The sequence below is a fragment of the Pseudomonas sp. D3-10 genome (assembly GCF_051132175.1).
In the GTDB taxonomy this organism is placed as follows: Bacteria; Pseudomonadota; Gammaproteobacteria; order Pseudomonadales; family Pseudomonadaceae; genus Aquipseudomonas.
The window spans coordinates 2,633,680-2,657,336 of the sequence record NZ_CP071668.1 but is presented as its reverse complement, the minus strand read 5'-3'; the positions used below and the strand labels follow the sequence as shown (position 1 = coordinate 2,657,336).

Below are 23,657 nucleotides of genomic sequence, written 5' to 3'. Positions count from 1 at the left end.
TTTCGTCCACGGCGTTCCTGCGCCGTTGCCGTTTCACACAACCTTGACCCCGGCCACCTGCCACTACCGAACTTTTGTCATCGAATCTTCATGAACGGTTACCGACAGCGACCGAGCGCCCACAAAAAAGGGCGACAGTTGCCTGTCGCCCGGGGTTTTTTTGATGTTTCTTAGAGCGTCAGGTTGCGCTGTTCCTCCGGGGTCAACTGATTACGCGCCTGGTCGTCCAACCGTCCGGCGCCCAATACCCGCACGCTGTTGTTCGGTTCAGGGTCCGGTGCCCGGCTGGCGCCTTCCTGGGACGGCGCCAGACGTTCGTTGCCGAAGCCCAGGACCTGCACGCTGAACACCGATGGCATACGGTTGCGCGACGCGGCTTGTTGCTCGCGCGCGACGCCTTCCGCGGCATCGCTCGCGGACGCTGCGGCGGAGCTGGCGTTGGTCAGTGCGCCAGTGTTGACCACCGCGCTGACCGGCACGCCGTTGGACTTGCCTTGCACCTGGATGTTGGCGGCGTTCACTACATGCAACGCGGCAATGTTGATGTTACCCGAGACCCGGATGCCCGCCTCTCCCGCGTCGATGGTGCCGAGCGGCGCGAGCAGGTCGATGTCGCCCGGCGCGACCTCGGCGATGGGGTTGAGGGTGGCAATGCCGGCGCCAGTGCTCGGCACCGACGGCGACAGGGTGACGTTGCCCCAGTCGTCGTAGACGCGCTTGGGCGGCGTGTACACCAGGGTGGTTTTCGAGCCGCGACCGGCGTTGATATCCCCGGTCGCCGACCAGGCGAGAATGTCGCCGCCGAAGGTGGTCATGATCCGGCTTTGTCCCAGCAACACGCTGCCGTTGCTGAACAACTGGATGTCACCGGTGCCTTGGGTGATGACCCCGGCACTGGACGGCGGGGCCTCGCCTTCGATACCAAACACCTGCTGCCCGCCGGGCGTCAGCAGCTGGATATCGCCGCCGAAGTTGGTGTGCACCCCGGCGCCGCCGAACATCGTGATGTCGCCCTGGTAAGCCAAGGCATTGCCGGCCACGTCGTGGGTGGGGAACAACGCGGCGATGGCGTTGCGACCGCGCAGGTAGCTGCCGGAACGCGGGCTGCTGGCATCGTTGTACTCGCGGCCACCGGCACGTAGTTCGGCGAAATACACCTGGCGGGCAAACACCCGCTGTTGTTCGGACGGCAATGCCGCGAAGTAGGCCTGTGCCTGCTCGGTATCGCCGTCGAAGCCGTACCGCAATGCCAGCCACGCCGCCAGCTCGACCTCATAAGTCTTCGCCACCTTGCCCGGCTGTTGGGCCAGGCCGGCACCGGCGTCCGCCAGGTTGGCCGGGTCCAGGTATTGCCGCACGAAGCCCAGGTAATCCGGCCCGGCGGCGCCTACACCGGCTTGCATCACGATGCTTGCGCCGGGGCGATTGTCACCGGCTTTCACCGGACCGAGGCTGGTCACGGCGGCCTGGTCTTCCATCAGGATATTGCGCCCGGCGCTGATTTCCAGCGTACCGGGGCCGGCAACGTTGAAGGTGCTGTAGAGGATGTCGCGGCCGGCGGAGACAATGGAGATGTCCGTGGGGTCATCGTGGACGAACAGGTTGCCGGTGCTGGTGGGCCGGGTTTCGAACTGCGTCAGTAAAGTGCCCGCGATGTCACCACTGTTGACGATATCCCGCCCCGCCATGATCCATGCGGGACTGGCGGCCTCGTACCACGTCTCGCCAGCTCTTGGGCCGGAACTGAAGGCAATCATTTCGCCCGTGCGCAAACCCACGATATCGCCCTTGACCGCATAAAAGCGCACTGGCTGATCGCCCCCTCGGTAATCTCCGTCTGCACCGGTACCGCCAAACGCGAACAAGCCCATTCCGATACTGCTGGGTAGCGAGAGGTTCACACTCGCCCCTTCCAGATCGCCATACAGCCGGCCCGACTCGTCCCTGTAATAGAACGCAGGATTGTCTGGGGTCGTCAGGCTGCTTTCCGGAGCACGGGTGGGTGATATTGCGTAGCCTCCCGCATAAATCGAATCCCCAGCGAGAAACTCCAGCTGCGCCTGGTTTCCAGGCGCCAGGATCAAGGAATAGGGGGTCACAAAGCCCCCTACCCCACGTGATGAGGGCCCGTAATACAGGCTGCCTGAGGGCGCGGCTACCCGCAAAATCGACGGATAGACGAAACGCCCGTCGGTCGGTGAATAGTCCATACCGCCACGAGGCGTGGCGATATTGACGCCAGTTGAAAGCTCTGCGCCTTGGGTCGAAGGCGTAAGGTTCCCTCCAGCGGCAAACAGATCGATAGACGTATGGTCAGTCCACAGGCTGAACCAGGAATATCCGGGGCCTCTGGTCCCGCCGCCCAGGTCCACCGACTGGACGGCTCGTGTCGGCGCACGGCCCGGGTCCACTGCGGCGCCAAGCACGAGATCGCCACGGGCATCCAGACTGGCGGTGGCATCGCCGGGTACCAGCAACAGTCCACCGGTCGCGCTGGCCATCGTTGCATCGTATGGGTTGTAGGCACGGATCTCTCGGGGGTCCTGCGAAACCTTGTCCGGACCGTTGATCAATTCCATGCCGCCGAACGAACCGGCACTGGCCCTCAGCGAACCCCGCAAGTTCGTCAGGCTGCCATTCATGTCATGGCGCGAATCAACCGGCTGGCCGGCTAAGTCGAGAAACGCCCTAGCCTCCAGTGAAGGGTTGAGCGCGCCGCCTATTGCCAGCGACAGGTCACCGCCACCCGTGAACTTCAATTGACCGTCCACCATGCGCCCGGTCGAGCCGACCGCCAGGACTATCCCCTGACTGCGACTGGCGCCCTGCTCGCCTCGCTCCCCACGGGGCGCCAACATGCCCGCATCTCCCGCGACTCGCACATCCACGTTGCCGCCGCCCAAGGTACCGATACCGGTGAAACCGTTCAGTACCGGATCGGTGCCATGGGGCACATAGGTGCCGAAATTGATCCACCAGGCCGTAGGCGTACCGTCACCATCGCCTTGGCGCCACAACCAATTCCCAACCCCCGAGCTCTCCATCTGCGGTGCATCTTCGGTCACGAGAGTACTTTGTTTTCTGCCGACTATGTCACCTGCCAAATCGCCGCCCACCGACAGCAGCAGGTTACCGCCATGGTCTGGATACCATGCGCGATATCGGCTGTCTGCGCCGCCATCCACCAAGCGTTCATAAGGGCTGTCACCGTTCCCCAGGATCGAGTCAGTCGGCAGGCCGGCGTTATTCAGCGAGACGCCTCGCGCAAGGTTGTACGCCGCCGAGTCGGCCAGGCTCAAGGACGACGTGCCCGCGGTATAAATGCCAAACAGCGATTGCATGCTGAAATCACCTGCGCTGACCAGGTCCAGATCGCCGGTACCGGTACGAAGCACACTGAAGCTGCTGGTGCCCACCACGTAGGTGTAAACGCTCCCACCGACGCATAACCCCGGCGCCTGGGCACAGAATTCGTCCTCCGACATACCGTACAGGTCCGCCAACTCCGCCACGGGCCGACCGGCATAGGTCAGGTCACCGAAATAGTCGAGCGAGGCTTGCTCGGTCAACGTCCGCCCCGCAGCGACACAGAGCCCTGCCCCCTGCCCGCAGAACTCGTCGACGCTTATGCCGTAGAGGTCAGCCAACTCGGCGACAGGCCGCCCGGAGTAGCTCAAGTCACCGTAATAGTCGAGCGAGGCTTGATCGGTCAACACCAAGCCACCCGCCTTAGCCAGCATTCCATAGTGAGTGTCGGCCACCGTGAAGCGTCCATGCTCGGCATAAGGATTGGCCAGGCGGGTATCAGCGGCCTGCAAATCGGCGCCCGCCACGGCACGCAACGACCAGGACTGCGAGCCCTCGGCCAACATCGGGGCTATCGCCCAGTTACGGCCCTTGCCATCGCCGCCGCGCAGATTGATTTTTTCCACGCCTGCGGCCAGCTTCACGTCGGTACCCGCGGGTATCAGCGCGCCCAAAGGCAAGAGCAGCGCGCCCGCCTGAACCACGGTGCTTGGGCTATGAACTGTCACCGAACTTGCCGGACGGCTGGGCAGGGCCACACCTTTTGGCCAGACCAATCCGGTCAAGGCGGTATCGCCGATCAACACCGAACCACCTCCAAGGACCATTCCTTGAGCCACGGTCAGATCGGCCGTCAGGCGTGTACCGGCGGCATAGGCCACACGGCCATCGCTATAACGGATATCTGCCGCCAAAACAGTGCCGGCAGGCAATGAAATCGCTTCGGCCAACTCGCCGTCCACGGGCAGGCGGGTTCCCGCGGCCAGGGTAATGGCTTGCAGTGGCAGGTCGTAGTTGAGGGTCGCGCCGGACAGGAACGTGGTGCCGTCCTGCAATTCAATGCCCGCTCGCGGCACGATCACATCGCCGTTGAACATTTGCTTGCCGGGGGTCAACACCCAACCATCGTCGTCCGGTGTTTCTGGCGGCGGCGCGAAACCATCGTTGATGCTGCCAAGCACGGTCAGGTCGCCCCCGGCACGCAGTACCAGGCTGCCGACTTCGCCGGAACCGTATACAGACGTTTGGGGTGTCAGCGGATTGAGGCTGGCGTAGCGATAGCCGGACAGGTCCAGGTCGCCCTGCACCACCAGGTCACCGTCGGCGGTGGCACTGACGATTTCGACGCCGGGGCGCAGGTGGAACGCGTTGCGATAGGCGGCATTGTTGAGGCCCGCCAGCTTGCCATCGCGTAAGGCATTGTTGTTCAAGGCATTGTCGATAAAGTCGCGGTTGTCGTCATGGATACCGTTGAGGTAGTCCTGATTGATGACTTGGTACGGCCGGCCACTGGCCGCCGGGTCGGTGCCGTAGGCGGCATCGTCGTAGCGTTGCACGCCATTGAGCGCGATCAGCTTGGCGCCCTGGATGTTCAGGTTGCCGCTGGCGTCGATGGCGATGTCGCCGGCCGTGGCCCCGCCCAGGCGTGGCGCATTCAGCTCCAGGGTGCCACGGGCCTTGCCGTCGTGGCCGACCGTGGTGGCGGTGCCATGGCGCAAATCGATGCGCGCGCCACCGGCCAGCGTCAGCAGGCCATCTCCGGAACTGAGCTCGACCATGGCGCGGTTCGGCGAATCGATGATCTGGCCGTAACTGTCTACCCGGAGCACGCTGCCGTGGGCGTCGAGCACCGCGTTGCCGCCCACGGTCAAGCCTTGCTTGCCCGCCAGGCGAATGGACCCCACGCGCTCGCCACTGGCGTCCACGGTGCCGTTGACCGTCAGCTTGCCGCCGTCCACCGACACGCTGATCACGCCGGCCTTGAGCCCATCGCCGATCACCAGGTCACCCTGCTTGAGCTGGAAGCTGCGGCCGCCGAAGACCTGGCCCTGGTTCAGGCGTTGGTTGAGGGCGGCGAAATCCTCGCTCAGGCTTGCGTCACCCAGGCGTTGGGCGCGGATGTCCACGCTGCCGGCCTTGTAGGGCACAGCAGTGCCACCCGCATCGTAGTAGCCGCTGCTGCTGCCGAGAACAGTGCCCGCCAGGTCGACCTTGCCTGCAGCCGCCGCCAACGCGGTGGCCTTGAGGGTCCCGGCCTGGTTGTTCACGGCGGAGAGATCGATCACCGAGCCGGCGGCCTGGAGGATATTGCCGTTGCGGCTTTCGAGGATCAGGTCACCGCCCCAGCTGTACTTGTTGACATCGTTGAAGGTGACTTTGCGTCCGGCCAGGTCGAGGCGCGCGGCATCGGTGAGGGTCAATTCATCCTCGGCGCTGAGGGTCAGCTTGCCGCTGGGCAGCACCACGTTGCCTTCGACCCGCACATTCTTGCCGTTCAACGCCAGCTCGGCGCCCAAGCTGTCGGCGCTGGCCACCGGCAGGCGACTGCCCGCCGGCGCGCTGACGCGGATATTGCCGCCTGCGGTGATCCGGTTGACCGACCCGGCCTCGCCGGTCATCAACGGCGTGAGGATGTTCAGGTTGCCGCCGCTGTACTGGAAGCCCTTGCCTGTGATGTATTCACCCTGACGCTGGTAAACCAGCAGGCCACCCTTATGGTTGGCGGTGATGCGTTCGCTGGCGTTGAGATTGACGTTGGCAAATCCCAGTGCAAGCCGGTCATAGGCCTTGGCCGCCTTGGACTCGGTGGCTGGGGCATAACCAAACTCGATGCGTTGGGCATCGATCTGCAGGTTGCCCGTGCCGGTGCCCGCGCCGCCGGCCACGATGCTGCCAGCCTCGTTTTGCACCCCATTCCAGATCAGGTTACCGGTGCGAATCAGCGCCGTTTCATTGGCATTGCCTTTGCCATAGATCGCTGGAGTGCCAAGCACCAATTCCTTGAGCCGCGACTTGCCGGTCACAGCGTCAAAGGTATCGAGGCTGGCGTTGCCATAGAAATTCAGTGAATCGCGCGCGCCCAGCACCAGGGTTTCGAGCGCCGGCGCGCCAGCGCTGGTATCGCCCTGCAACAGGCGGTCGAGCACCTGCTGGTTGAGTGTCAGCCCGCTGGGCAACAGATTGCGTGACGCCAGGTCGGCCAGGGTCTCGGCGCTGCCAACGTTGATGCCGCCAACCGCCAGGGTCAGGTTACGGGTACCGAAGCGTACGGCATCCGTCAGCTCGAAGCGATTGTCCGTGGCCGAAGCGATGGTGCCTTCGGAGTACAAACGGGTTGTACCGCTGCAAACACCATCGCATACACCGATGCGGATAATGCCAGGTGCGCTGTCCGGCGTCATCGGGTTGGGCGCCGCAGGCGCCAGCATGTTCACGTAGCCATTGGAGACGGCGAGCACGCTGTTGCGGCCGGGGTTGTAGAGATAGCCATCACGCGAGTCACGGGCCACGGCGCCCATGCCCAGCGTATTGATCGACGCGCCCTGCTCCACGGTGATGCCGCCATTCGGGCTGGACGTCACCAGGAACACTTCAGGTGCCCGCAAGGTCGCGCCGCTGCGCAAGGTGATATTTTGGGTCCTGGCGACGGAGCCATTACCATCTCCGAACTCAAGGAAGTTACCGCCCTGGCCATAGCGGGCCAAGGCATAACCGCCGATGAACAGGCTGCTGGCGCCGATGGCATTCACCGCATCGTCGGTCAGGGTTACACCGTTCAATCCGGCGTTGGCTACCTGTCCAGCCTTGATGATTTCCAGGTCCCCGGCCCTGACCAACGTGAGTGAGGTGGTGCTGCCGCGACCCTCTTTGGCTGCTTTGCTCAGCAGTTTGCCGGCAAAACTGAAGCTCGGTTGGTCACTCTGGTTGCGCTCGAACGTGACGTTGAACGCCTTGGCATCCCGGGGCAGCAGGACGGCGGGCACGCCCAGGCGCGCCGCGTCCGCCAGGGCGAACTGACTGAAGCTGGTCTCGTTGTACTGCGAATAGCGGCGCAGCGTATCGGCCGCGGTGACGATCACCTGGCTCGCCAGACTGTCGCGTACGCCGGTGCCGGCAATGCCGAGGGTACCGGCCGTTGCCCAGGAGCCGTTACGCATGGCCTGGGTCGGCACCACCCCGCCCTGCCCGGCCAGGCCGTTGACCTCGATGCGAAACGCACCCGGCAGCAGCGCGTAGGTCGAGGGCAGCAAGGTATAGGTGCCGGCCGGCAAGCCGGGGACGCCGGCACCGAGGGTAATCTGTTGGCCGGCCAAGGGGGCGACGGCGCCGGCTTCACCGCCCACGGGCGCATAGCCGGTCTGTACGCCAGGAACGATGGCGTAGACCGGGTTGCTGCTCAGTGCCGGTAACAGGAAACCGTCCGAACCGAACTGCACCAAGGGGTTGAAGCGCGCGTCAGTGGAGCCGCCACGCCCCGAGATGAACCCGGCGCCGGTCAATTCACCCCCACCGGACACGTCCACCACGGCTCCCGCCGCGACGTCGATGGTCTCGCCCACCAGATCTATCTTTCCCGGCACGCCATTGAGGGCGGGCCGCAGCAGGCTCTTGTCGAGCGTCACGCCATCGAACACGTAGGACTTGCCATCCGCTGTTCCGCCATAGGGCATGACGAGCCCCGCGCCGCTGACGGAGGTCAGGCTGCCTGACAGCAGGTTCACGTCACTGCCAGGTCGCCCCTCCGTTTCCAGCGCCGTCTGGCCGATGATCAGGTTGCCCAATGGCGCTCGCAGAATGCCGCCCTGGTTGATGACATCCGCTTCAAGCCGCAACTCGCCGAACGCGGAATAAGGCACCGAGGGAATCGCCGAGCCGTTGCGGCCTATGTCCATGCGCTTGGCGGTCAGCGTCCCTTGCACGCCGGTGCCGGGATAGATCTGCGCGGCGGTGAGGCCCAGGACGCCGGGCGTTCGAAGTAACATTTTATGATCGGCCTGGCTGCTCGCCATCCGAATGTCACCCTGGCTGTTCAATTGCAAATCCGCAAAACCACGACGATCGACGTTTCGAACTTCGCCCTGGGCCATCGTCAGCGTTCCGCTGCCACCGATCCTCACCGCGTCGCGAACCTCAAGCAACCCGGTCGCTGACACCAACAACTGCCCTGCGGCAGGTCGTGCCGAAGGCGCCAGCCCTATGCCGGTGCTGCTGTTGTCAGCCCCGGCGGTCGTATTATCTTGCGCGCCGGCCAAGCGCACATAGTTACCGCGCAGTTTGACCACCGAGTCCGCCGCCGCTGTCTCCGCCATGCCGTACGCACCCGCGTAGAGCTGAAGCGCATTGGCCATCGTCAGGTTGACATTGCCATCGAAGGTCAGCAGACCGGTACTGAAAAGGGACAACGTATCAAAGCCGCCGGCCTCGACCTGATCCACCGCAAGCCGTGCATAGCCGTGCTCCAGCAGGGAGGCGCCCTGCTCTGGCGCGCTCCCGGCCGTGATACCCGTCGCGGAATGGTGCTGCTCGATAATCAGTTCGCGAGTCTTGCGCTGGTTGTCCGGCAAATCCGAGCTGTTCAAATAAACCGTCGCCCCGAGCCCGACCGACAAGCTCCCGCCCGCCGCTCCGGCACCGCCGGCGGCAGCCTTGAACTGACCGTCCAGGTAAAGCCCACTGGTCGAGCCAAAACTGATGTCGCCGCCGTGGCTGGCAACCACTCGGCGTTGCCCCGCGTCATCCAGCACCGCCTGGGCACCCGAAGCATCGAGCAACGCGCCTTCGCGCACCACGATGAATTTTCCGATACCGCCGCCGTCGCCCGTCGCATGGTCGATTTCACCACCGATGACGATACTTCCGCCGTTACGCACGAACCCGTATTGGGTCCCCCTGGTACCCGTGGCGGTGGCGGCGCGAGCGGCTACGTCCAGGACCGCGTTCTCGCCGATCCAGATCGACTTGAAGTTGTCACCGGGCGGTATGACCGCCGCTTGCGGCCCAGGCGCGGAGCCGACAGTGATCGAGCCGCCCCAGGCATTCAAGGTGCCGTCCACGGTGATTTGGCCAATGCCCGTCAAGCGGATCGCTTGTCCGGGGTCGACATTCAACACCGCCGACTTGCCCACCAGCAGGTCAGCCGTGGCGACATTCGCCGCGCCGGTTTGCTGGCTGCCGGCTTGCAAGGACAGGCTGGCACCCTGGCGCTGGGTCAGCACGCCCTTGCTGGCGTCTTCGAGGTACAGCGGCGGCGTCCAGGTTTCCAGCGCGCTGCCCGATGCACCACCGGTGGCGACCCCAGGCGCGCCAGCACCTTGGCGATAAACCGGCATGGTGACATCGACCCGGGTGCCCTCGGCAACCTCAAGGCCGTCGTTGCCGATGATGTCGTAGGCGGAAAAGCCTTTTTTGAAGAAGTCGCCATGGAGCAGCAAGGTACCTTCCGCCGCCGACGTCGCGGTGTCACTGATCAGCACTTTACCGGCCTGCATTTGAAGGGTGCCGCCGCCCTTTACACCCTGGCCCCGCAATTCGCCGCCCAGGCTCAATTCGCCCGTGAGAGTGCTCAAGGTGACATCGCCGCCCTTGCCGCCCTGGAACTTGCCTGAGTTGAGCAGTGCCGCTCCGGAAGAAACGTCCAGCACGCTGCCGGCACCCAGCACGATGGCGCCGCCGGCTTTCAGGGCGATGCTGCCGCCGTTCTGGTAAGGCAAGGCGCTGATATCGCCAGGGTCCAGTTGTAGATTGCTCCACAGCCCGCTGGCATCCAGACGCACCCGGTCAGCCACCCTGACCGAGGACGCGCCGGCAACTGGCATCGTGCCGTCGACCTGGACGAAATCCCTGCCTACCTGAATGGCACCAGCGTGGGCAGTAAGATTGGCATTCACGGCCACCTTCGGGCCAAACAGGCTGATGGAACCGGCCGGAGCCACCTGCAACGCACCGTTGACTGTGATGCCTTCGCTCGCAGCGACCTTGACGGCACCGAGCTTGAAGCCGTTGAGCTGGTTGCTGTCCAGGTACAACGTGCCCTGGCGATCCGTCGGCAAGGCACCGTCCAGACCGACGCTACCGGCAACGCCCGCCGCGTCTTGGCCGAAGATCACGTTCTTCAAGGTATTGGCCGTGGCGCCAAGGGCATATTCCACAGTGCCGCTTTCCTTCACGTAGAACGGCACGTACGAGCCGACCACCAACTGCCCGCCACGGGCCACCGCTTTCTGCGATTGCTGGTAGCCATCCAGGCCGGCCTGGGCGGCGCGGGTCTGACGGTCACCCTGGAAGGTATCGCTGGCGAGCGTGCCTTCGAGCACCGCGTTTTTAGTCCCGATCACCAGGGTGCCGGCGTCGCGGCCGACCGTGTAGCCGGTCTCCTGGCGCGAACGTGGAGCAATCAAGGGATTGTAGTAATACTTCGTTTGTCCCCAGCGCTGGGTGTGGTCTTCGTATCCCTTGTAGATCCCGGTGTAGAGCATGTCCCCAGGCGCACTGTTGAGTTCATACAAGCGGCCATCGGCGCCCTTGAGCCAGGTCTGCTTGACGGTGCCGCTCTGCACATCCAGCGTGCCGCCGGACAGATTGACCTGCGAGCCGGCCTGGGTCACCACATCATTACCGGTAAAACTCACGGTGCCGCCCTGGGCCATCCATTCGGCGGCGCTGTGGCCCTGAGTACCGAGGTAGCCGCTGACTTCCAGCAGACCACCGGCGGTGTACCAGCGATCAGTGGCGTAGCCGTTGGTGCCGGCGGGTACGAATACCAACTCTCGGGCATCCACCCAAACATCATTGTTGTTCAACGCACCTTCATCCCGGTTGCCGGCGGCATCGCGCTGCTCGTTTCCCTGGATGTTGACCTTGATGCTGTTGGCTTCCATCGCCACCTTGACGCCGGTGGCGCCGGAGACGTCGATCACCGCACCGTCGCGCACCAGGCTGCGGGTGCCGGCGTTCACCGCCACCTGACCGCCCGTGGCGAGGGTGATCGATCCCTTCTGGAAATCGACGCTGCCGGCGCTGTCGATCTGCACCAGGGACAGGTCGCGGCGATAGGTGTCCGCTGGAATGACTTTGCCGTCCTGGCTGACGATCGGTTTCAAGGCACTGTCGCGTTGGCTGTCCAGAGCCTTCGCGCTGGCATCCACTAGAATCGCCGTGGTGCTGCCCTCGCCCAGGGCCACGCTGGCATCGCTGCCTCGCGCCGTGAGGTGCAGCGTGCCACGGGTGTCCGCCGAAGTGCTGGCCACGGCTACGCCGTTCTGCCGCACTTGATTGCCGGTCAGCGTCACATCACCGCTGGCCGCCATCAATAATCCTGTGTTGCTCACCCGGCCGGCGCCCGTGCCGCCATCCTGGTGGGCGATGACTTCATTGCCGCGCGTGGTCGACGTCGAGTTACCATCGCTGGCGAAGCCCTTCTTGATGGTAAAGCTGCCGCCCGCCGCCAGCACGGTCTGTCCACGCGGGGTACTGATGGTGCCTGCGTTGTCGACGTTTTTGCCCAGCAACAACACATAGCCGCCACCGGCGGTCGATTTGCTCGGGGCGGCCGTGGAAATCTGCGCGCCCTTCTCCACCCGGATCCCGCCCTGGGCGTTGGTAAAGCTCGCCGCGTTGGCGTTGTAGAGGCCACCGGTCTTGAACTGTTCGTCGCTGAAATCCGTGGCGGCCGCCACCAGGTTACGCACGTTGACCTGGCTGCTGCCGCTGAACACCACGCCGTTGCTGTTGAGAATCATCACCGTGCCGTCGGCCTTGATCTGGCCCTGGATCTGGCTCGGCGCGGTGCTGTTGTTGACCTTGTTCAACGCCGCCCAACTGGCGTCCTGTTGAAACGCCAGGGTGGTGTCACGGCCGATATTGAACGTGTCCCAGTTGAGGATGGCCTTGTCGGCGGTCTGCTTGACGGTCACCACGACCTTGCCATTGGCATCGGTCTGTACCGGGCCATTGGCGTTGACGAACAGCGGCTTGCCGTCCGGACCAATCACCGCGTTCAGGCCATTGCCACCCAAACCGTTATGGATGGTTTGCGGTGCGCCAAAGGTAGCCGCACGTCCTGCCGCCTGGGCAGCTTGGCTGGCCGCAATGGCCGCCACCGTGCTGTTCATGTTCGCCAGCGAACGGCCCAACTGCTGCTGCACCCGTTGCTGCTGCGCCAGCGGTGGAGGCGTTCCAGGGCGAGGCGCGCTGGGGCTGGCCGGGCCCGCCGCCGGAGCCGCGCCCTTGGCCGCGAACCAGGCCGAACTGAAACTGGTCGCTGCGTAGGCGGGGTTGGCCAGCAACAGCAAGGCGATGGCTTGGGCCAAGGGCTTGAGGCACGGCACAGCGGCGGAATCAGCATTACGGCGAGTGGCTTTCTGGGGGCGGCAACGCATCACTACGGATCCTTTTTACGCAGGGCGAATTCGATAGCGACCTCTGGGACGAGGCGCACAAATGACTAATTCCAAGGCAGGTTGAAGCCGTCGCGACCGAACTTTTGTCACGCAATGTTCATCTGCCGGGCGGTTGCCTGAAACGAAAAACCGGCAACAGCGCGAAGCTGTTGCCGGTTCATGGAGCGAACCCTAATCAGGGCTTATTGCGGACGACCAATGCCGTTGCAGGCGGTGGCGTTACCCACCGACAGCGAGTTGCTGGCGGTCCAGAAGGTGCTGCGAATGGCAGTTTTCCAGGTGTCGGTGATCGGGATCAGCTTGGCGGCGATGATTTCATCGTCGTTGTTGTTGGCATCGGACAGGGTGTAGTGGCGACCGATGAAGTCACGTACAGCCGCGGTATCGGTGCTGTCTTTGTAGCACTGGTTGAACACCAGGAAGGTGTAGCCAACGATGCTGTAGCCCGTCGCCGGGTTAGGCAGGACCTTGGCCCAGTTTTCCGGCAGGCCACGATCAGCAGCGGCTGGCGGAGCGATGGTGCTCAGGGCGGTAGTCACGTTGCCGACGGTGGGCAGGTTGCCGTTGACGCGAGCGACCACGGCGTTGCTGCTGGCGTTGACGTCTTCCGGACCGACGTAGCCGATGGCGCCTTCGGTGGACAAGACGGTGCTGGCCATCGCGGCGCTGCCAGTCACGGCAGTGGCGTTCGCCGGAACGGTGCCGACCGCCGTGGTGAAGGTACCGTTGGTGGTGAACTTGGTCGGGCACTGACTGTTCAGGTGACGGGTGAAGATCTCGCTGGTGCCGCTGCTGCCAGCACGGTAGTAGACCTTGATCGGGGTGGTCGGGTAGGTGCTGTTGACCTGGTTCCAGGTGGTGACGGTGCCCGAGAAAATGTCGCACAGTTGGGCGCTGGTCAGGTTCAGGTTGTTGACCGCAGTGCCGTTGGCCAGCGTCAACTTGTACGGAACGGTGACCGAAGTAGCTTCGGCAGGAATCTGGATGATCGGACCCCAGTTGGCAGCGTTGCCGGTTGGCACGGCTGGCGACTGGTGGGCGGCGCGATAGGTGGTCAGTTCGGCAGTGGACAGAATCGAATCACTGCCGGCGTAGTCAACGGTCACGGCCGGAACGTAGACCTTTTCCAGGGCGGTGGCCGAGTTGCCGTCGAGATTCCAGACCAGCACGTCCGAGTTGTTGGTCAGGAAAGCAGTCTTGCCGCCACCGCTGCCCACGCCCACGTAGTTGTCGAAGGCCGGTTGTGGCGCTGGACCGTTGAGGATGCCGACGGGGGCCGCGACACCACCGGTCGGAGGCACGCCGTACAGGTTTTGCGGCAGGGTGGCACCGCCACCGACGACAGCGGCCATGGCCTGGGCAGAGCAAAGGCCGGCGACGGCCATGGAAACGGCGAGAACGTTGCGCTTGAACATGAAGAATCTCCTTTCATCGTGTCTGGACGTTGGTAGTTCGCTTGTGCTTCTCATCGCGACCGCTGCCCCGAGCGGACTTCCGGCGCTCGTTCGAAGGGGTGGCCACGGCGTAGAAACTCTCAATTTCCGGTGACAGAGAAAGGAAAAAATCTCGGGTGTTCGGCCTTGTTTTTCCTAAATATTCTCGGGAGTTACCGACACCTTCCTGACATTTTGCTCAGCTTTCGCAGCATGAGCGTAAGTCCGTGGCAAGCCCTCCCCCGTGCGCCGTAGCCTGGCGCAGCGTAGATGTCGAACGGATGAACCCGAGTGGCGCTCAGGAGTGGGATCGCGCAGGTGTTATTGCACCAGCTGATTGATCTCGATGATCGGCAGCAACACGGCCATGACGATGGTCAGCACCACCCCACCCATGATCACGATCATCAGCGGCTCCAGGAGCGCCGTCATGCCCATGGCCCGGCGCTCAATGTCGCGCGACAAGGTTTGCGCAGCGCGTTCGAGCATGGGCGGCAAGGCCCCGGTTTTTTCACCGCTGGCGATCAGGTGAATCAGGATGGGCGGGAACACCTTGCCGACCCGCAGTGCATTGGCGAGGCCCACGCCTTCGCGCACCCGCAAGGTGGCGTCGGCCACGCAATGGGCCAGGCGATCATTGGCCAGGGTCTGCCCGGCCGCATCCAGGGCGCGCAACAGCGGCACGCCAGCGCTGCCAAGAATCGCCAGGGTCGAGGCGAAACGCGCGGTATTGACCCCCAGCACGAAGCGGCCGACCAGCGGCAGCCGCAGCACCCGGCTATGCCAGGCCAGGCGTGCGTCGGCGTTACGCAAATAGCGCCGCCATCCCCACCAGCATCCGGCAAGCCCGGCAAAGCAGGCCCAACCCCAGGCCCGCACAAAGTCGCTGGCCTGCAGCATCACCCGGGTCAGGGTGGGCAGATCCTGGCGCGCCTGGGAAAACGCGCTGACCACCTGCGGCACCACGAAACCCAGCAGGAAAATGACGATGACGATGGACACCACGCCCACCACCGCTGGGTAGATGAAGGCCGTGAGGATCTTGCCCCGCAGGTTGTTGCGCTCTTCGATGTAGTCGGCCAGGCGCTCCATCACCTGGGCGAGATCGCCAGACTCCTCCCCCGCTGCGATCATCGCCCGGTAGATCTCGGGAAAATCCCGTGGTCGCGCGGCCAGCGCATCGGCCAGGCGCATGCCGTTGCGCACATCGCCGCGCACCGCGCCGAGGGTGTCGGCGATGTGGCGTTTCTCGGCCTGGTCGACGGTGGCCGACAGGGCCGCTTCCAGGGGCAGACTGGCGCCCAACAGGCTCGCCAATTGACGGGTAGCCCAGGCCAGGTCGCTGTCCGACAATTTCGGGCTGAACAGGCCCGAGGCACCAGAGCTGCCGACTTGCAACTGCTCGTCGATGCGCAACGGCGTCAGCCCACGGCCACGCAGTTCAGCCATCGCACCGCGCTGGCTGTCGGCCTCCAGCACGCCTTGCTCGATGTTCCCCGAGGCATCGGCGGCCTCGAAACGGTAGCGGTTCATCAAGCGTCCCGGGTCACGCGCAGGATTTCCTCGCGGGCGGTGGAGCCACTGCTCACCCACCGTTCGCCGTCCTCGCGCATGCTTAACATGCCGGCCTGTCGCGCACAGGTGCGCAACGCCTGCTCGCCTTCACCCTGATGGATCAACCGCCGCACCTCGTCGTCCACCACGAAGAGTTCGTGGATGCCAGTACGGCCGCTGTAACCGGTGTGGTTGCAGCGCGGGCAGCCATGGGGACGCCATTGGCCCGGCGCGGCTTCGTCAGGTTGCTTGCACTCCGGACACAGGCGACGCACCAGGCGTTGCGCCAGGACGCCGAGCAATGACGACGCCAACAGGAACGGCTCGACCCCGATGTCGGTCAGCCGCGTCACCGCCGACACCGCGTCGTTGGTATGCAGGGTCGCCAGCACCAGGTGTCCGGTCAGCGAAGCCTGGACCGCGATCTGCGCAGTCTCCTGGTCGCGGATTTCACCGATCATGATGACGTCCGGATCCTGGCGCAGGATCGCGCGCAAGGCCAGGCCGAAGCTCATGTCGATCCGGGTATTGACCTGGATCTGGCTGATGCCCGGCAGGTCATATTCCACAGGGTCCTCAACGGTGAGGATATTGCTGGTGCTGGCATCCAGACGGGCCAAGGCGGCATAAAGCGTGGTGGTCTTGCCGCTGCCGGTGGGGCCGGTGACCAGCACGATGCCGTGGGGTTGGCGGATCAATTGATCCAGTTGGCTCAGCACCGCGGGCGCCATGCCCAGGGTTTCCAATTGCAGGCGCCCGGCCTGTTTGTCCAGCAGGCGCATCACCACCCGCTCGCCGTGGCCGGTGGGCACGGTGGACACCCGCACATCAATGGGCCGTCCGGCAACACGCAGGGCGATGCGGCCGTCCTGGGGCAAGCGCTTTTCGGCGATGTCCAACTGCGCCATGATCTTGATCCGCGACACCAGCGCCGCGTGCAGGGCCTTGCGCGGCGCGACCACATCGCGCAGGGCTCCGTCGACGCGATAACGCACCACGGAATGGCTTTCAAACGGTTCGATATGAATATCGCTGGCCTCATCCCGCGCGGCCTGGGTCAGCAATGCGTTGATCATGCGGATGACTGGCGCGCCACCCTCACTGTCCAGCAAGTCGGTGATCTCCGGGATGTCCTGCATCAGGCGATCAAGGTCGACTTCGTTTTCCGCCGCGCCAACGATCGCCGCGGCGCTGCCGGTGTCGGCATAAGCGCTGGTCAACAGCGCTTCGAGCTCTTCGTCGCGTATCCGTTGCAACGCAGTGGGACCATAACGCCGGCGTACCTCGTTGATGGCCCAGCCCGGCGTCGCGGCACTGACCAGCAACACGTTGCCCTCCTCACCGGCCTTGAGGAGGAGCCGCTGCGCCTTGGCCCACGCATAGGGCAACGCGCCCGCACCGGTTTGCAGGGAGGGGCTCATGGCTGCCCACCTGGTTCCAGCGGCACGGCGCGCATCGCTCGGGGTGGCTGATTGAGCGGTATCGGCTGACGGGGTGACGGATTGAGCGGCATCGCCTGGGCGGCCGGCGGCAACTGCGGCGCCTGCATATCCGTGAGCGGCCATTTGTGCGCTGGCTGCAGATTGCCTTGGGCACGACGGATAAAATCGTAGCGATTGAGGGTAATGCTGCGGCCGACGTTACTGTCGCGAATGATGTAGGGGCGCAGGAAGACCATCAGGTTGGTCTTGGTCCGCGAACGACTGTCGCTGCGAAACAGCGCGCCAATGCCCGGGATGCTGCCCAGCCCCGGAATCGCGTCGGTGCTTTCGGTAAAACCGTCCTGCAGCAGGCCGCCCAACACCATGATCTGTCCGTCGTCGAGCAGGATGCTGGTGTCGATGGCGCGCTTGTTGGTCACCGTGCCGGCGTCGCTGGAGGCGCGCGGGTCCACGCTGCTGACTTCCTGGTAGATGTCCAGCTTGACCGTGCCACCCTCGGAAATCTGCGGGCGTACATTCAGGCGCAGCCCCACTTCCTCCCGCTCGATTGTCTGGAACGGGTTGTTGCTGTTGCCGCCGCCGTTGGTCACGTAGTTGCCGGTGACGAAGGGGATGGTCTGGCCCACGAAAATGCTCGCCGCTTCGTTGTCCAGCGTCAGCAGGTTGGGCGTGGACAACACATTGGTTCCGCCCTTGCTTTTCAGGGCGCGGGCCAACACTTTCAGATCCAGCACCTGGCCGATGCCGGGAATATTCACCGTGCCCGAGACCTTGCCAATGCTCAAGCCACCGGGCAACGCATCAATGCTGTTCTTGGCCGAGGTATTGATGCCGGCACCGCCCAGGTTGGCGCCACCGATCCAGCCGTTGCCCGCCAGGTTGCCGGCTTGCCACTGAATGCCGAACGCACTCGCATCGTCTTCGCTGACCTCGACGATCAGGCTTTCGATCACCACCTGAGCGCGGCGCTGGTCGAGCAGATCGATGACTTCACGCAGGTTTCGATACAGCGGGTCGGGCGCGGAAATCAGCAACGTGTTGGTGGTGGTATCGGCCTGCACAGTGACGCCGTTGGCGGAAAACGCCACTGCGCCTTCGCCTGCCTGATGGCTGCCCTGGCCGCTCGACATTTGCAGGCCTGCGTTCTGCCCATTGTTGGTTTGCGAACTGCTGCCGGTAGTACTCGACGAATGACTGCCGTTGCTGGTCGTACTGCTGCCCGCCGGGCCACCCAGGCCACCGCCGTTCAACAGGCTCCGTGCGCTGTCGGTGGACGCACCGGCCATTTCCCCTTCACCCGTGAGCAAGCCGCGCAAAGCTTGCGCCAGCTTATTGGCCTGGGCGTTGCGCAGGTACACCACGTGGAGATTGCTCGGGTTGTTCTGGGCATTGTCGAGCTTGTAGATCAGTTGCCTGGCCAGCTCGGTGCGTTCGGGGCTGCCGGTGCGCAGGATGATGCTGTTGGATCGAGGGTCGCCAATCACCGACACCTTTTGCGTCGCATCGGCGCCCTGCACGTCGAGCAACTCCGACACCATCGTCGCAATGTCGACGGCAATGCCGTTCTGCACGGGGACTACATCCGTGTCGATGGCGCCGGGTATGTCGACGTTGGCGATGATCTGCGCCACCCGATCGAGGTTTTCCGCATAGTCGGTGACCACCACCGTGTTATTGCCAGGGTAGGCATTGATGGGATTGTTGGCCGATATGATGGGCCGCAGTGCCGGAATCAGGTTGACGGCGTTTTCGTATTGCAAGCGAAAGGTCCGGGTGATCATGCCGTTGCCTGCCGCACGATCGGCGTCCCCCACCGGTCCGCCCAACAACTTGGCGTCGGCTTCCGGTACCACCTGGCTGACGCCTTGCACTTCGACCACGGCAAAACCCTGCATGCGCAGGGCCGCGAGCAGCATGTCATAGGCCGTGCGGGCCGGCACTTCGCCTTCGGACACCAGGGTCAGTTGGCCTTTGACACGTGGGTCCACCAGGAACTGGCGACCGGTGGCGCGTGACAGCGCACGCACCACCGCGGGTATATCCGCCTCGACGAAATTCAGCTGCACCGGTTGGTTGCCCAGTCCGTTGCCGGTCGGGCCGGCATTGTCGGCGGGCGGCCGAAGGCTTGAGCGCGATGGGGCCTTGCGCGTGACCTGGCGTCGCTGCTCTGCCTGTGCCTGCACGCGCTGGCGCTCCGCCAACGCGTCACCGCTGCCGGTCTGTGCCAGCGGCTGGCCCAGCTCACTTTGAGCGGGAATGGGCTGCGCCTGCTCGCTGCCCAATTGACTACAGGCACTGAGCAACAGCGCCAAGGGAATTGTTGACGCATACAGACCAAACCGCTTCATGAGGATTCCTTAGCGCCGGGCGCCTGTTCCATGCCAACGACCCCGGAAATCCGCGCGGCCGTCTCAGTGCTTTGCGAGGTTGCCCGTTGCAAATGAGCGTCGCGCACCTGCAGGCCGAGCCTGGGTGCGTCGTCCAGTAACCAGTTCAACAAGGCATCGGCGGGCGCGTCGTCGAGGGTCAGCCGCCAGGTCACGGCGCCGGCCTCGACGCGGTGCTCCAGGTCGTAGGCGCCGGCCAGACCGATGTCATCCAAACGCGCTTTCACAAGCTGTGGCGTGACCGCGCCGGACACCACGCCGGCATCCTGAACCTCGGCCAGCACTCCTTCCAGGGCCGCCGCCTGGGAGCGCAGGCGCGGCAGTTCGGCTTGCCAATGGTCGATGCGTTGGAGTGGCGGCTGGATCAGGCCGTACCACAGCAGCACCACGGGCAACACCAGCGCGGCGACCCGCAGGATGCGTTTATCCCGGGCACTGCTGCGTTGCCAGAACTGCTGAGCGCTGGCTCGCTGCGCCTGCCAGCGGGCGCGGTAACGGGCAAGGCTATTCATCCGCGCCTCCCGCAACGGGCGTTGCCGCGGCGTGCGCTGGCAAACGCTTCAGCGTCCATCGCCCATTGGCGAGATCGGCCACGATGCCCGCTTGCGCCAGGCTGGTTTGCCAGTTGCTGTCGGCGGGTGGCTTGCGGGCAGGCGTGCGGGGGGTCAGGTGCAATTCGCTGCCATCGAAGTCGAGTTTGTCGACCGCGCCCGCCATGAACGGCAACTGCCCAGCCGCCTGCTGCACCAGGGCAGCGAAGCTGACCGGACCCTCCGCCAGCGCGCCATTGCGCCGGGCATCGCGTTGCTGGCGAGCCTGCTGCAAGGGATTGAGAATCACCGGCAGTTCAGGAAAAGCCTGCTGGACCCGGCTGCTCATCTGCCCCTTGATTGCCTGGCCCTCGCCGGCCAACCGCATCGCGTACAGGTTGAGGCCCAGGGTCCAGATCAACGCCGCCATCGCGCAACAGCCGACCGCGCGGCCCCAGCGCTGATTGCCCCGGACGCTTTGTTCGATCCCGCTCAGTAAGTTCCACGCCGGGACGGGACCGATCCAGCGTTGCTCGTCCGGCCATGGATCGACGGATTGCGCACCCTCGCCGATCCAACGCACCGTCCTTTCGCGCAACTGTTCGGCGCCTTCTTGCATCATCGGATGCACCCATGCGCGTTGGCGATCCTCACGGACCAGCAAATGACCTTCCACGCTTGCCGCCGTGCACGTGCCCGGCTCAGCCAGCGGCAGAAAACAAGGCGCCGCGTACACGCCACGCGGTTGCAACCTGAGCCCCTGCAACAGTTGCGAAAGACGCGAAAGCGCCGCGCGCTCGAACCAGGCCAGTTGAACCTGGCCGCCCGCATCACGAGGCCCGTGCACCAGGTGCACGGTATCGTCGCAGCCCAGCAGAAGGTTGTCTGCCGCACAGCGCACGGCATCGCCAAGGCGCGCCGGTGGCAGTGGCGGCAACTCGACGCAGGCGAGCAACGTGTCTTGAGGATGCAAGCAGAGCTCCAGGGCTTTGCCTTGGGCCGCGCCGCTCAGCTCCCGCAGGGGTCGCCGCCCCTGCTCGACCAGCGCACCCTTGCGATCGAGCCAGGCGAAGTCCAACGGGCTGTCGGCGGTCAACTGTGCCAACGGCGCCAGCGCTATGCGCAGCAAGGTGCTCATGCGCCCACCCGCGACCAGACCACCTGGGGCCTGCGCTGCTCGCTGCGATAAAACAACGCTTCGACACCGAAGCGGCGTTGTTCGACCGTGGCCCGTCCCCGCAATAGAAACCACTCGCTGGTAATGCCCAGGCGCAGCTGCTCGGTGCTCATCTGCGGCACGCGCAAGCGGTTGAGGAAATCCCCGCTGTTGATGAACCACTGGCCACGGTCACGCTCGGCAATCACCGCCTGTGCCTGGGCCACGCTCATACCGGGCACTCGTGCGGCCAAGACCTGGGCCGTGGTGGTATTGCCGTTCACCCAAGTGAGCGCCGGCAGCACCGTGACATAGGGGCGCAGGCGCTCAAGGGCAGCGAGGTCGATCCCGGGCAGGCCGGCTAGGTCATCGAGACCGCGCAACATCGGCCGGGTGGCGGGCAGCGGCTGGCTTTCGGCGTCCGGCGATGTCAGGCGACCGCTATCGAACCCGGGTGCCGCGCTGGAGACTGGCGGCGGTGGACGCAGGCGCTTGGGGTAGGCCTCTACCACGCGTTGGACGATACGGTTGCCCTGGGCCACGGGCACGCCCAGCTCGGCGCACAGGCGTTCGAATACGGCGACTTCCAGTGTGTCGAGTTGGCCGTCGAGGATCAGGTTGCGCAGGTTGAACTTGCTTTGCTCATCGCTGATATGGCCGTCGAACACCCCGCTTTCAGTGCCCAGGCGCACCCCACGCAAGGGCTGCGCCCACGCCTGGTCCAAACGCGTCATGGGCTCGCGCAGGCGTTGCTGCCAGAGCGCCTGGCGGGTCCATTCCAATACGCCATTGGACAGCCAGGCGCCCCGCACCCGCTGGCTTTCGCTTTCCACGCCGCGAGTCACCTGGACCTGTCGGGCGATCATGCCGGCGGCGATCACCGCGACCACGGTCGCCACCAGCAAGGCGCTGATCACCGCCATGCCACGCTGTGCTGAGCGATTCACGACTAGAGCTGCCAGGAGCCGATATCAGCGTTGACACCTTCGCCGTCGGGCTGCCCATCGGCGCCGAGGGAAAACACATCGACCTCACCGTTGGTGCCCGGGTTGAGGTAGTTGTAGGCGCGGCCCCAAGGGTCCTTGGGCAGCCGTTCCAGATACGCGCGCCAATTGCCGCTGGTGGCGTTGGCGGGTTTTTCCGCCAGGGCCTTTAGCCCTTCATTCATGGTCGGGTAGCGACCCTGGTCGAGACGGAACAGCTTGAGTGCCTGCATCAGGCCCGCAACATCCTGGCGGGCCGCCGTGGCCCTGGCCTGGTCGGGGCGGTCAAGCACCTTCGGCACGACCATGGCGGCAAGAATGCCGAGAATGACCACCACGACCATGATCTCGATCAGGGTAAAACCTCGCTGCCGGCGAGGGCCATGTGGGGGACGGCCAGACGATGCGACACCCATCTCGACACTCCTTGGCTGGCGCCGCATTCTGGCGCTGGTTGAGGTTTCCATTCGCTGCGGATTGTTCCAGCGGCATATGTCACTGGTATAAAAAAACCTCAGGAGCTTTGGTCAGCAATCCGTCAAACGCGGCCATTAGGCTGAAGCACATTTCCCCGACGATGCTCATTGCCATGACCCGACAGGTACCCCGGCAACGCGGCTTTACCCTGATCGAAGTATTGGTGGCGCTGCTGATCGTGGCGGTGGCGATGTCAGCGGCCGTTCGCGCCAGTGCACAGATGAGCCAGAGCAACGCGCTGTTGCGGGATCGCTCGATGGCGCTGTTGGCGGCCCAGAACAGCCTGGCAGAAGTGCGTCTGCGCGGGACCACAGATAAGGGCAGCGCCATGCAACGCTGTGATCAAGGACGCTTGAAACTCAGCTGCGAGCAGCAGGTAACCCGCAGTGGCGACCTGCTGAGAGTGAAAGTGCTGGTGCATGAACGTGAACATGACGGACCGCCGCTGGCGCGCCTGGAAACGCTGCTCAGCCGCCCTGTCACCCCGCCATGAATCAGCGCAACGACGGCAGCGCCACCGGCACCGGCAAACGAGCCATCGACAGGCGAGACTCAACGCCGGCCCGCTCGATGACCACGGCATCAGCCTCGATTCCTCTCAGGCGCACGCCTTCGCCCAATGGCTCACCCGCACGAAAAGCCCGCGGCGGCGAGTCCTCGATGCTGAGAATCGCCACCGCGCCATGGGGTCCGGCCAGTAGGCCGCTGAGCTTGATCTCCAGGTTGTGCGGGGAACTGGCGAACCATTGCGCCGCGGCTTGGCCAGTGGCTGCCAAGGGCGGCAAGGGTTCGCTATTGGCCTGGGCTTGCACGGGCGCCGAATCGTTGAGCAAGAAGCCCCAGGTGACAAGCCCCGCCACGCTGGCCAACACGGCGACAGCCTGGACCAGCGTGGCCGGATCAAGGCGATGGAAATGGCGCATGAGCGAATCCTCCGTGACGTCCAGTGCTTCAGGCTACCAGCGCTTTCTCACGGTTTTATTGCAAATTC

The 23,657-nt window shown here is 64.5% G+C and carries 11 protein-coding genes; 1 reads left to right on the top strand and 10 read right to left on the bottom strand.

Translation table 11 applies throughout. The annotated features are described in order from the left end of the window. Nucleotides 1-170 precede the first annotated feature (170 nt). The 9 genes from J3P90_RS12055 to gspG all read right to left on the bottom strand — a co-directional run bounded on the left by J3P90_RS12055 (nt 171) and on the right by gspG (nt 22,605). Complete coding sequence (locus tag J3P90_RS12055; protein WP_434676443.1) at nt 171-12,683, bottom strand: filamentous haemagglutinin family protein; 12,513 nt, start codon at nt 12,681-12,683, stop codon at nt 171-173. A 203-nt stretch (nt 12,684-12,886) separates the two neighbouring features. Next, nucleotides 12,887-14,119 carry a substrate-binding domain-containing protein gene (locus J3P90_RS12050; protein WP_434676442.1) on the bottom strand — a complete coding sequence of 411 codons (1,233 nt, stop codon included), beginning with the start codon at nt 14,117-14,119 and terminating at the stop codon, nt 12,887-12,889. Between the two features lie 339 nt (nt 14,120-14,458). Beyond that, the gene (gspF, locus tag J3P90_RS12045; RefSeq protein ID WP_434676441.1) at nt 14,459-15,670 is read right to left on the bottom strand and encodes a type II secretion system inner membrane protein GspF; all 1,212 of its coding nucleotides are present in this window, start codon (nt 15,668-15,670) and stop codon (nt 14,459-14,461) included. Then, a complete protein-coding gene (gene gspE / locus J3P90_RS12040) occupies nt 15,670-17,112 on the bottom strand; it encodes a type II secretion system ATPase GspE (RefSeq protein ID WP_434605997.1) in 1,443 nt (480 codons plus the stop codon). Before gspE ends, gspF begins: the two co-directional genes overlap by 1 nt. Then, nucleotides 17,109-19,481: a type II secretion system secretin GspD gene (gene gspD / locus J3P90_RS12035; protein ID WP_434676440.1), complete on the bottom strand. Its 2,373-nt coding sequence runs from the start codon at nt 19,479-19,481 to the stop codon at nt 17,109-17,111. Before gspD ends, gspE begins: the two co-directional genes overlap by 4 nt. After that, the gene (gene gspM, locus J3P90_RS12030) at nt 19,478-20,032 is read right to left on the bottom strand and encodes a type II secretion system protein GspM (RefSeq protein WP_434606001.1); all 555 of its coding nucleotides are present in this window, start codon (nt 20,030-20,032) and stop codon (nt 19,478-19,480) included. Before gspM ends, gspD begins: the two co-directional genes overlap by 4 nt. Continuing rightward, a complete protein-coding gene (gene gspL / locus J3P90_RS12025; protein WP_434676439.1) occupies nt 20,025-21,188 on the bottom strand; it encodes a type II secretion system protein GspL in 1,164 nt (387 codons plus the stop codon). Before gspL ends, gspM begins: the two co-directional genes overlap by 8 nt. Then, on the bottom strand, nt 21,185-22,168 hold the full coding sequence (gene gspK, locus J3P90_RS12020; RefSeq protein ID WP_434611588.1) for a type II secretion system minor pseudopilin GspK: 984 nt from the start codon (nt 22,166-22,168) through the stop codon (nt 21,185-21,187). Before gspK ends, gspL begins: the two co-directional genes overlap by 4 nt. Further along, nucleotides 22,156-22,605, bottom strand: a complete 450-nt coding sequence (gene gspG / locus J3P90_RS12015) for a type II secretion system major pseudopilin GspG (protein ID WP_434606005.1) — start codon at nt 22,603-22,605, stop codon at nt 22,156-22,158. The genes gspK and gspG overlap by 13 nt, the downstream gene beginning before the upstream one ends. A gap of 173 nt (nt 22,606-22,778) precedes the next feature. Between gspG and gspI the strand changes: the two genes are divergently transcribed. Further along, nucleotides 22,779-23,159 carry a type II secretion system minor pseudopilin GspI gene (gspI, locus tag J3P90_RS12010; protein WP_420763749.1) on the top strand — a complete coding sequence of 127 codons (381 nt, stop codon included), beginning with the start codon at nt 22,779-22,781 and terminating at the stop codon, nt 23,157-23,159. A 1-nt stretch (nt 23,160) separates the two neighbouring features. Here the strand turns inward: gspI and J3P90_RS12005 are convergent, their stop codons facing one another. Continuing rightward, a complete protein-coding gene (locus tag J3P90_RS12005; RefSeq protein WP_420763748.1) occupies nt 23,161-23,589 on the bottom strand; it encodes a type II secretion system protein N in 429 nt (142 codons plus the stop codon). Between the last annotated feature and the right edge of the window lie 68 nt (nt 23,590-23,657).

Bases quoted from the DNA above. Each gene is read 5' to 3' on its own strand.
- gspD (WP_434676440.1), bottom strand. From the start codon at position 19,481: ATGAAGCGGTTTGGTCTGTATGCGTCAACAATTCCCTTGGCGCTGTTG.
- J3P90_RS12055 (WP_434676443.1), bottom strand. From the start codon at position 12,683: ATGCGTTGCCGCCCCCAGAAAGCCACTCGCCGTAATGCTGATTCCGCC.
- gspF (WP_434676441.1), bottom strand. From the start codon at position 15,670: ATGAACCGCTACCGTTTCGAGGCCGCCGATGCCTCGGGGAACATCGAG.
- gspE (WP_434605997.1), bottom strand. From the start codon at position 17,112: ATGAGCCCCTCCCTGCAAACCGGTGCGGGCGCGTTGCCCTATGCGTGG.
- J3P90_RS12050 (WP_434676442.1), bottom strand. From the start codon at position 14,119: ATGTTCAAGCGCAACGTTCTCGCCGTTTCCATGGCCGTCGCCGGCCTT.
- gspG (WP_434606005.1), bottom strand. From the start codon at position 22,605: ATGGGTGTCGCATCGTCTGGCCGTCCCCCACATGGCCCTCGCCGGCAG.
- J3P90_RS12005 (WP_420763748.1), bottom strand. From the start codon at position 23,589: ATGCGCCATTTCCATCGCCTTGATCCGGCCACGCTGGTCCAGGCTGTC.
- gspL (WP_434676439.1), bottom strand. From the start codon at position 21,188: ATGAGCACCTTGCTGCGCATAGCGCTGGCGCCGTTGGCACAGTTGACC.
- gspI (WP_420763749.1), top strand. From the start codon at position 22,779: ATGACCCGACAGGTACCCCGGCAACGCGGCTTTACCCTGATCGAAGTA.
- gspM (WP_434606001.1), bottom strand. From the start codon at position 20,032: ATGAATAGCCTTGCCCGTTACCGCGCCCGCTGGCAGGCGCAGCGAGCC.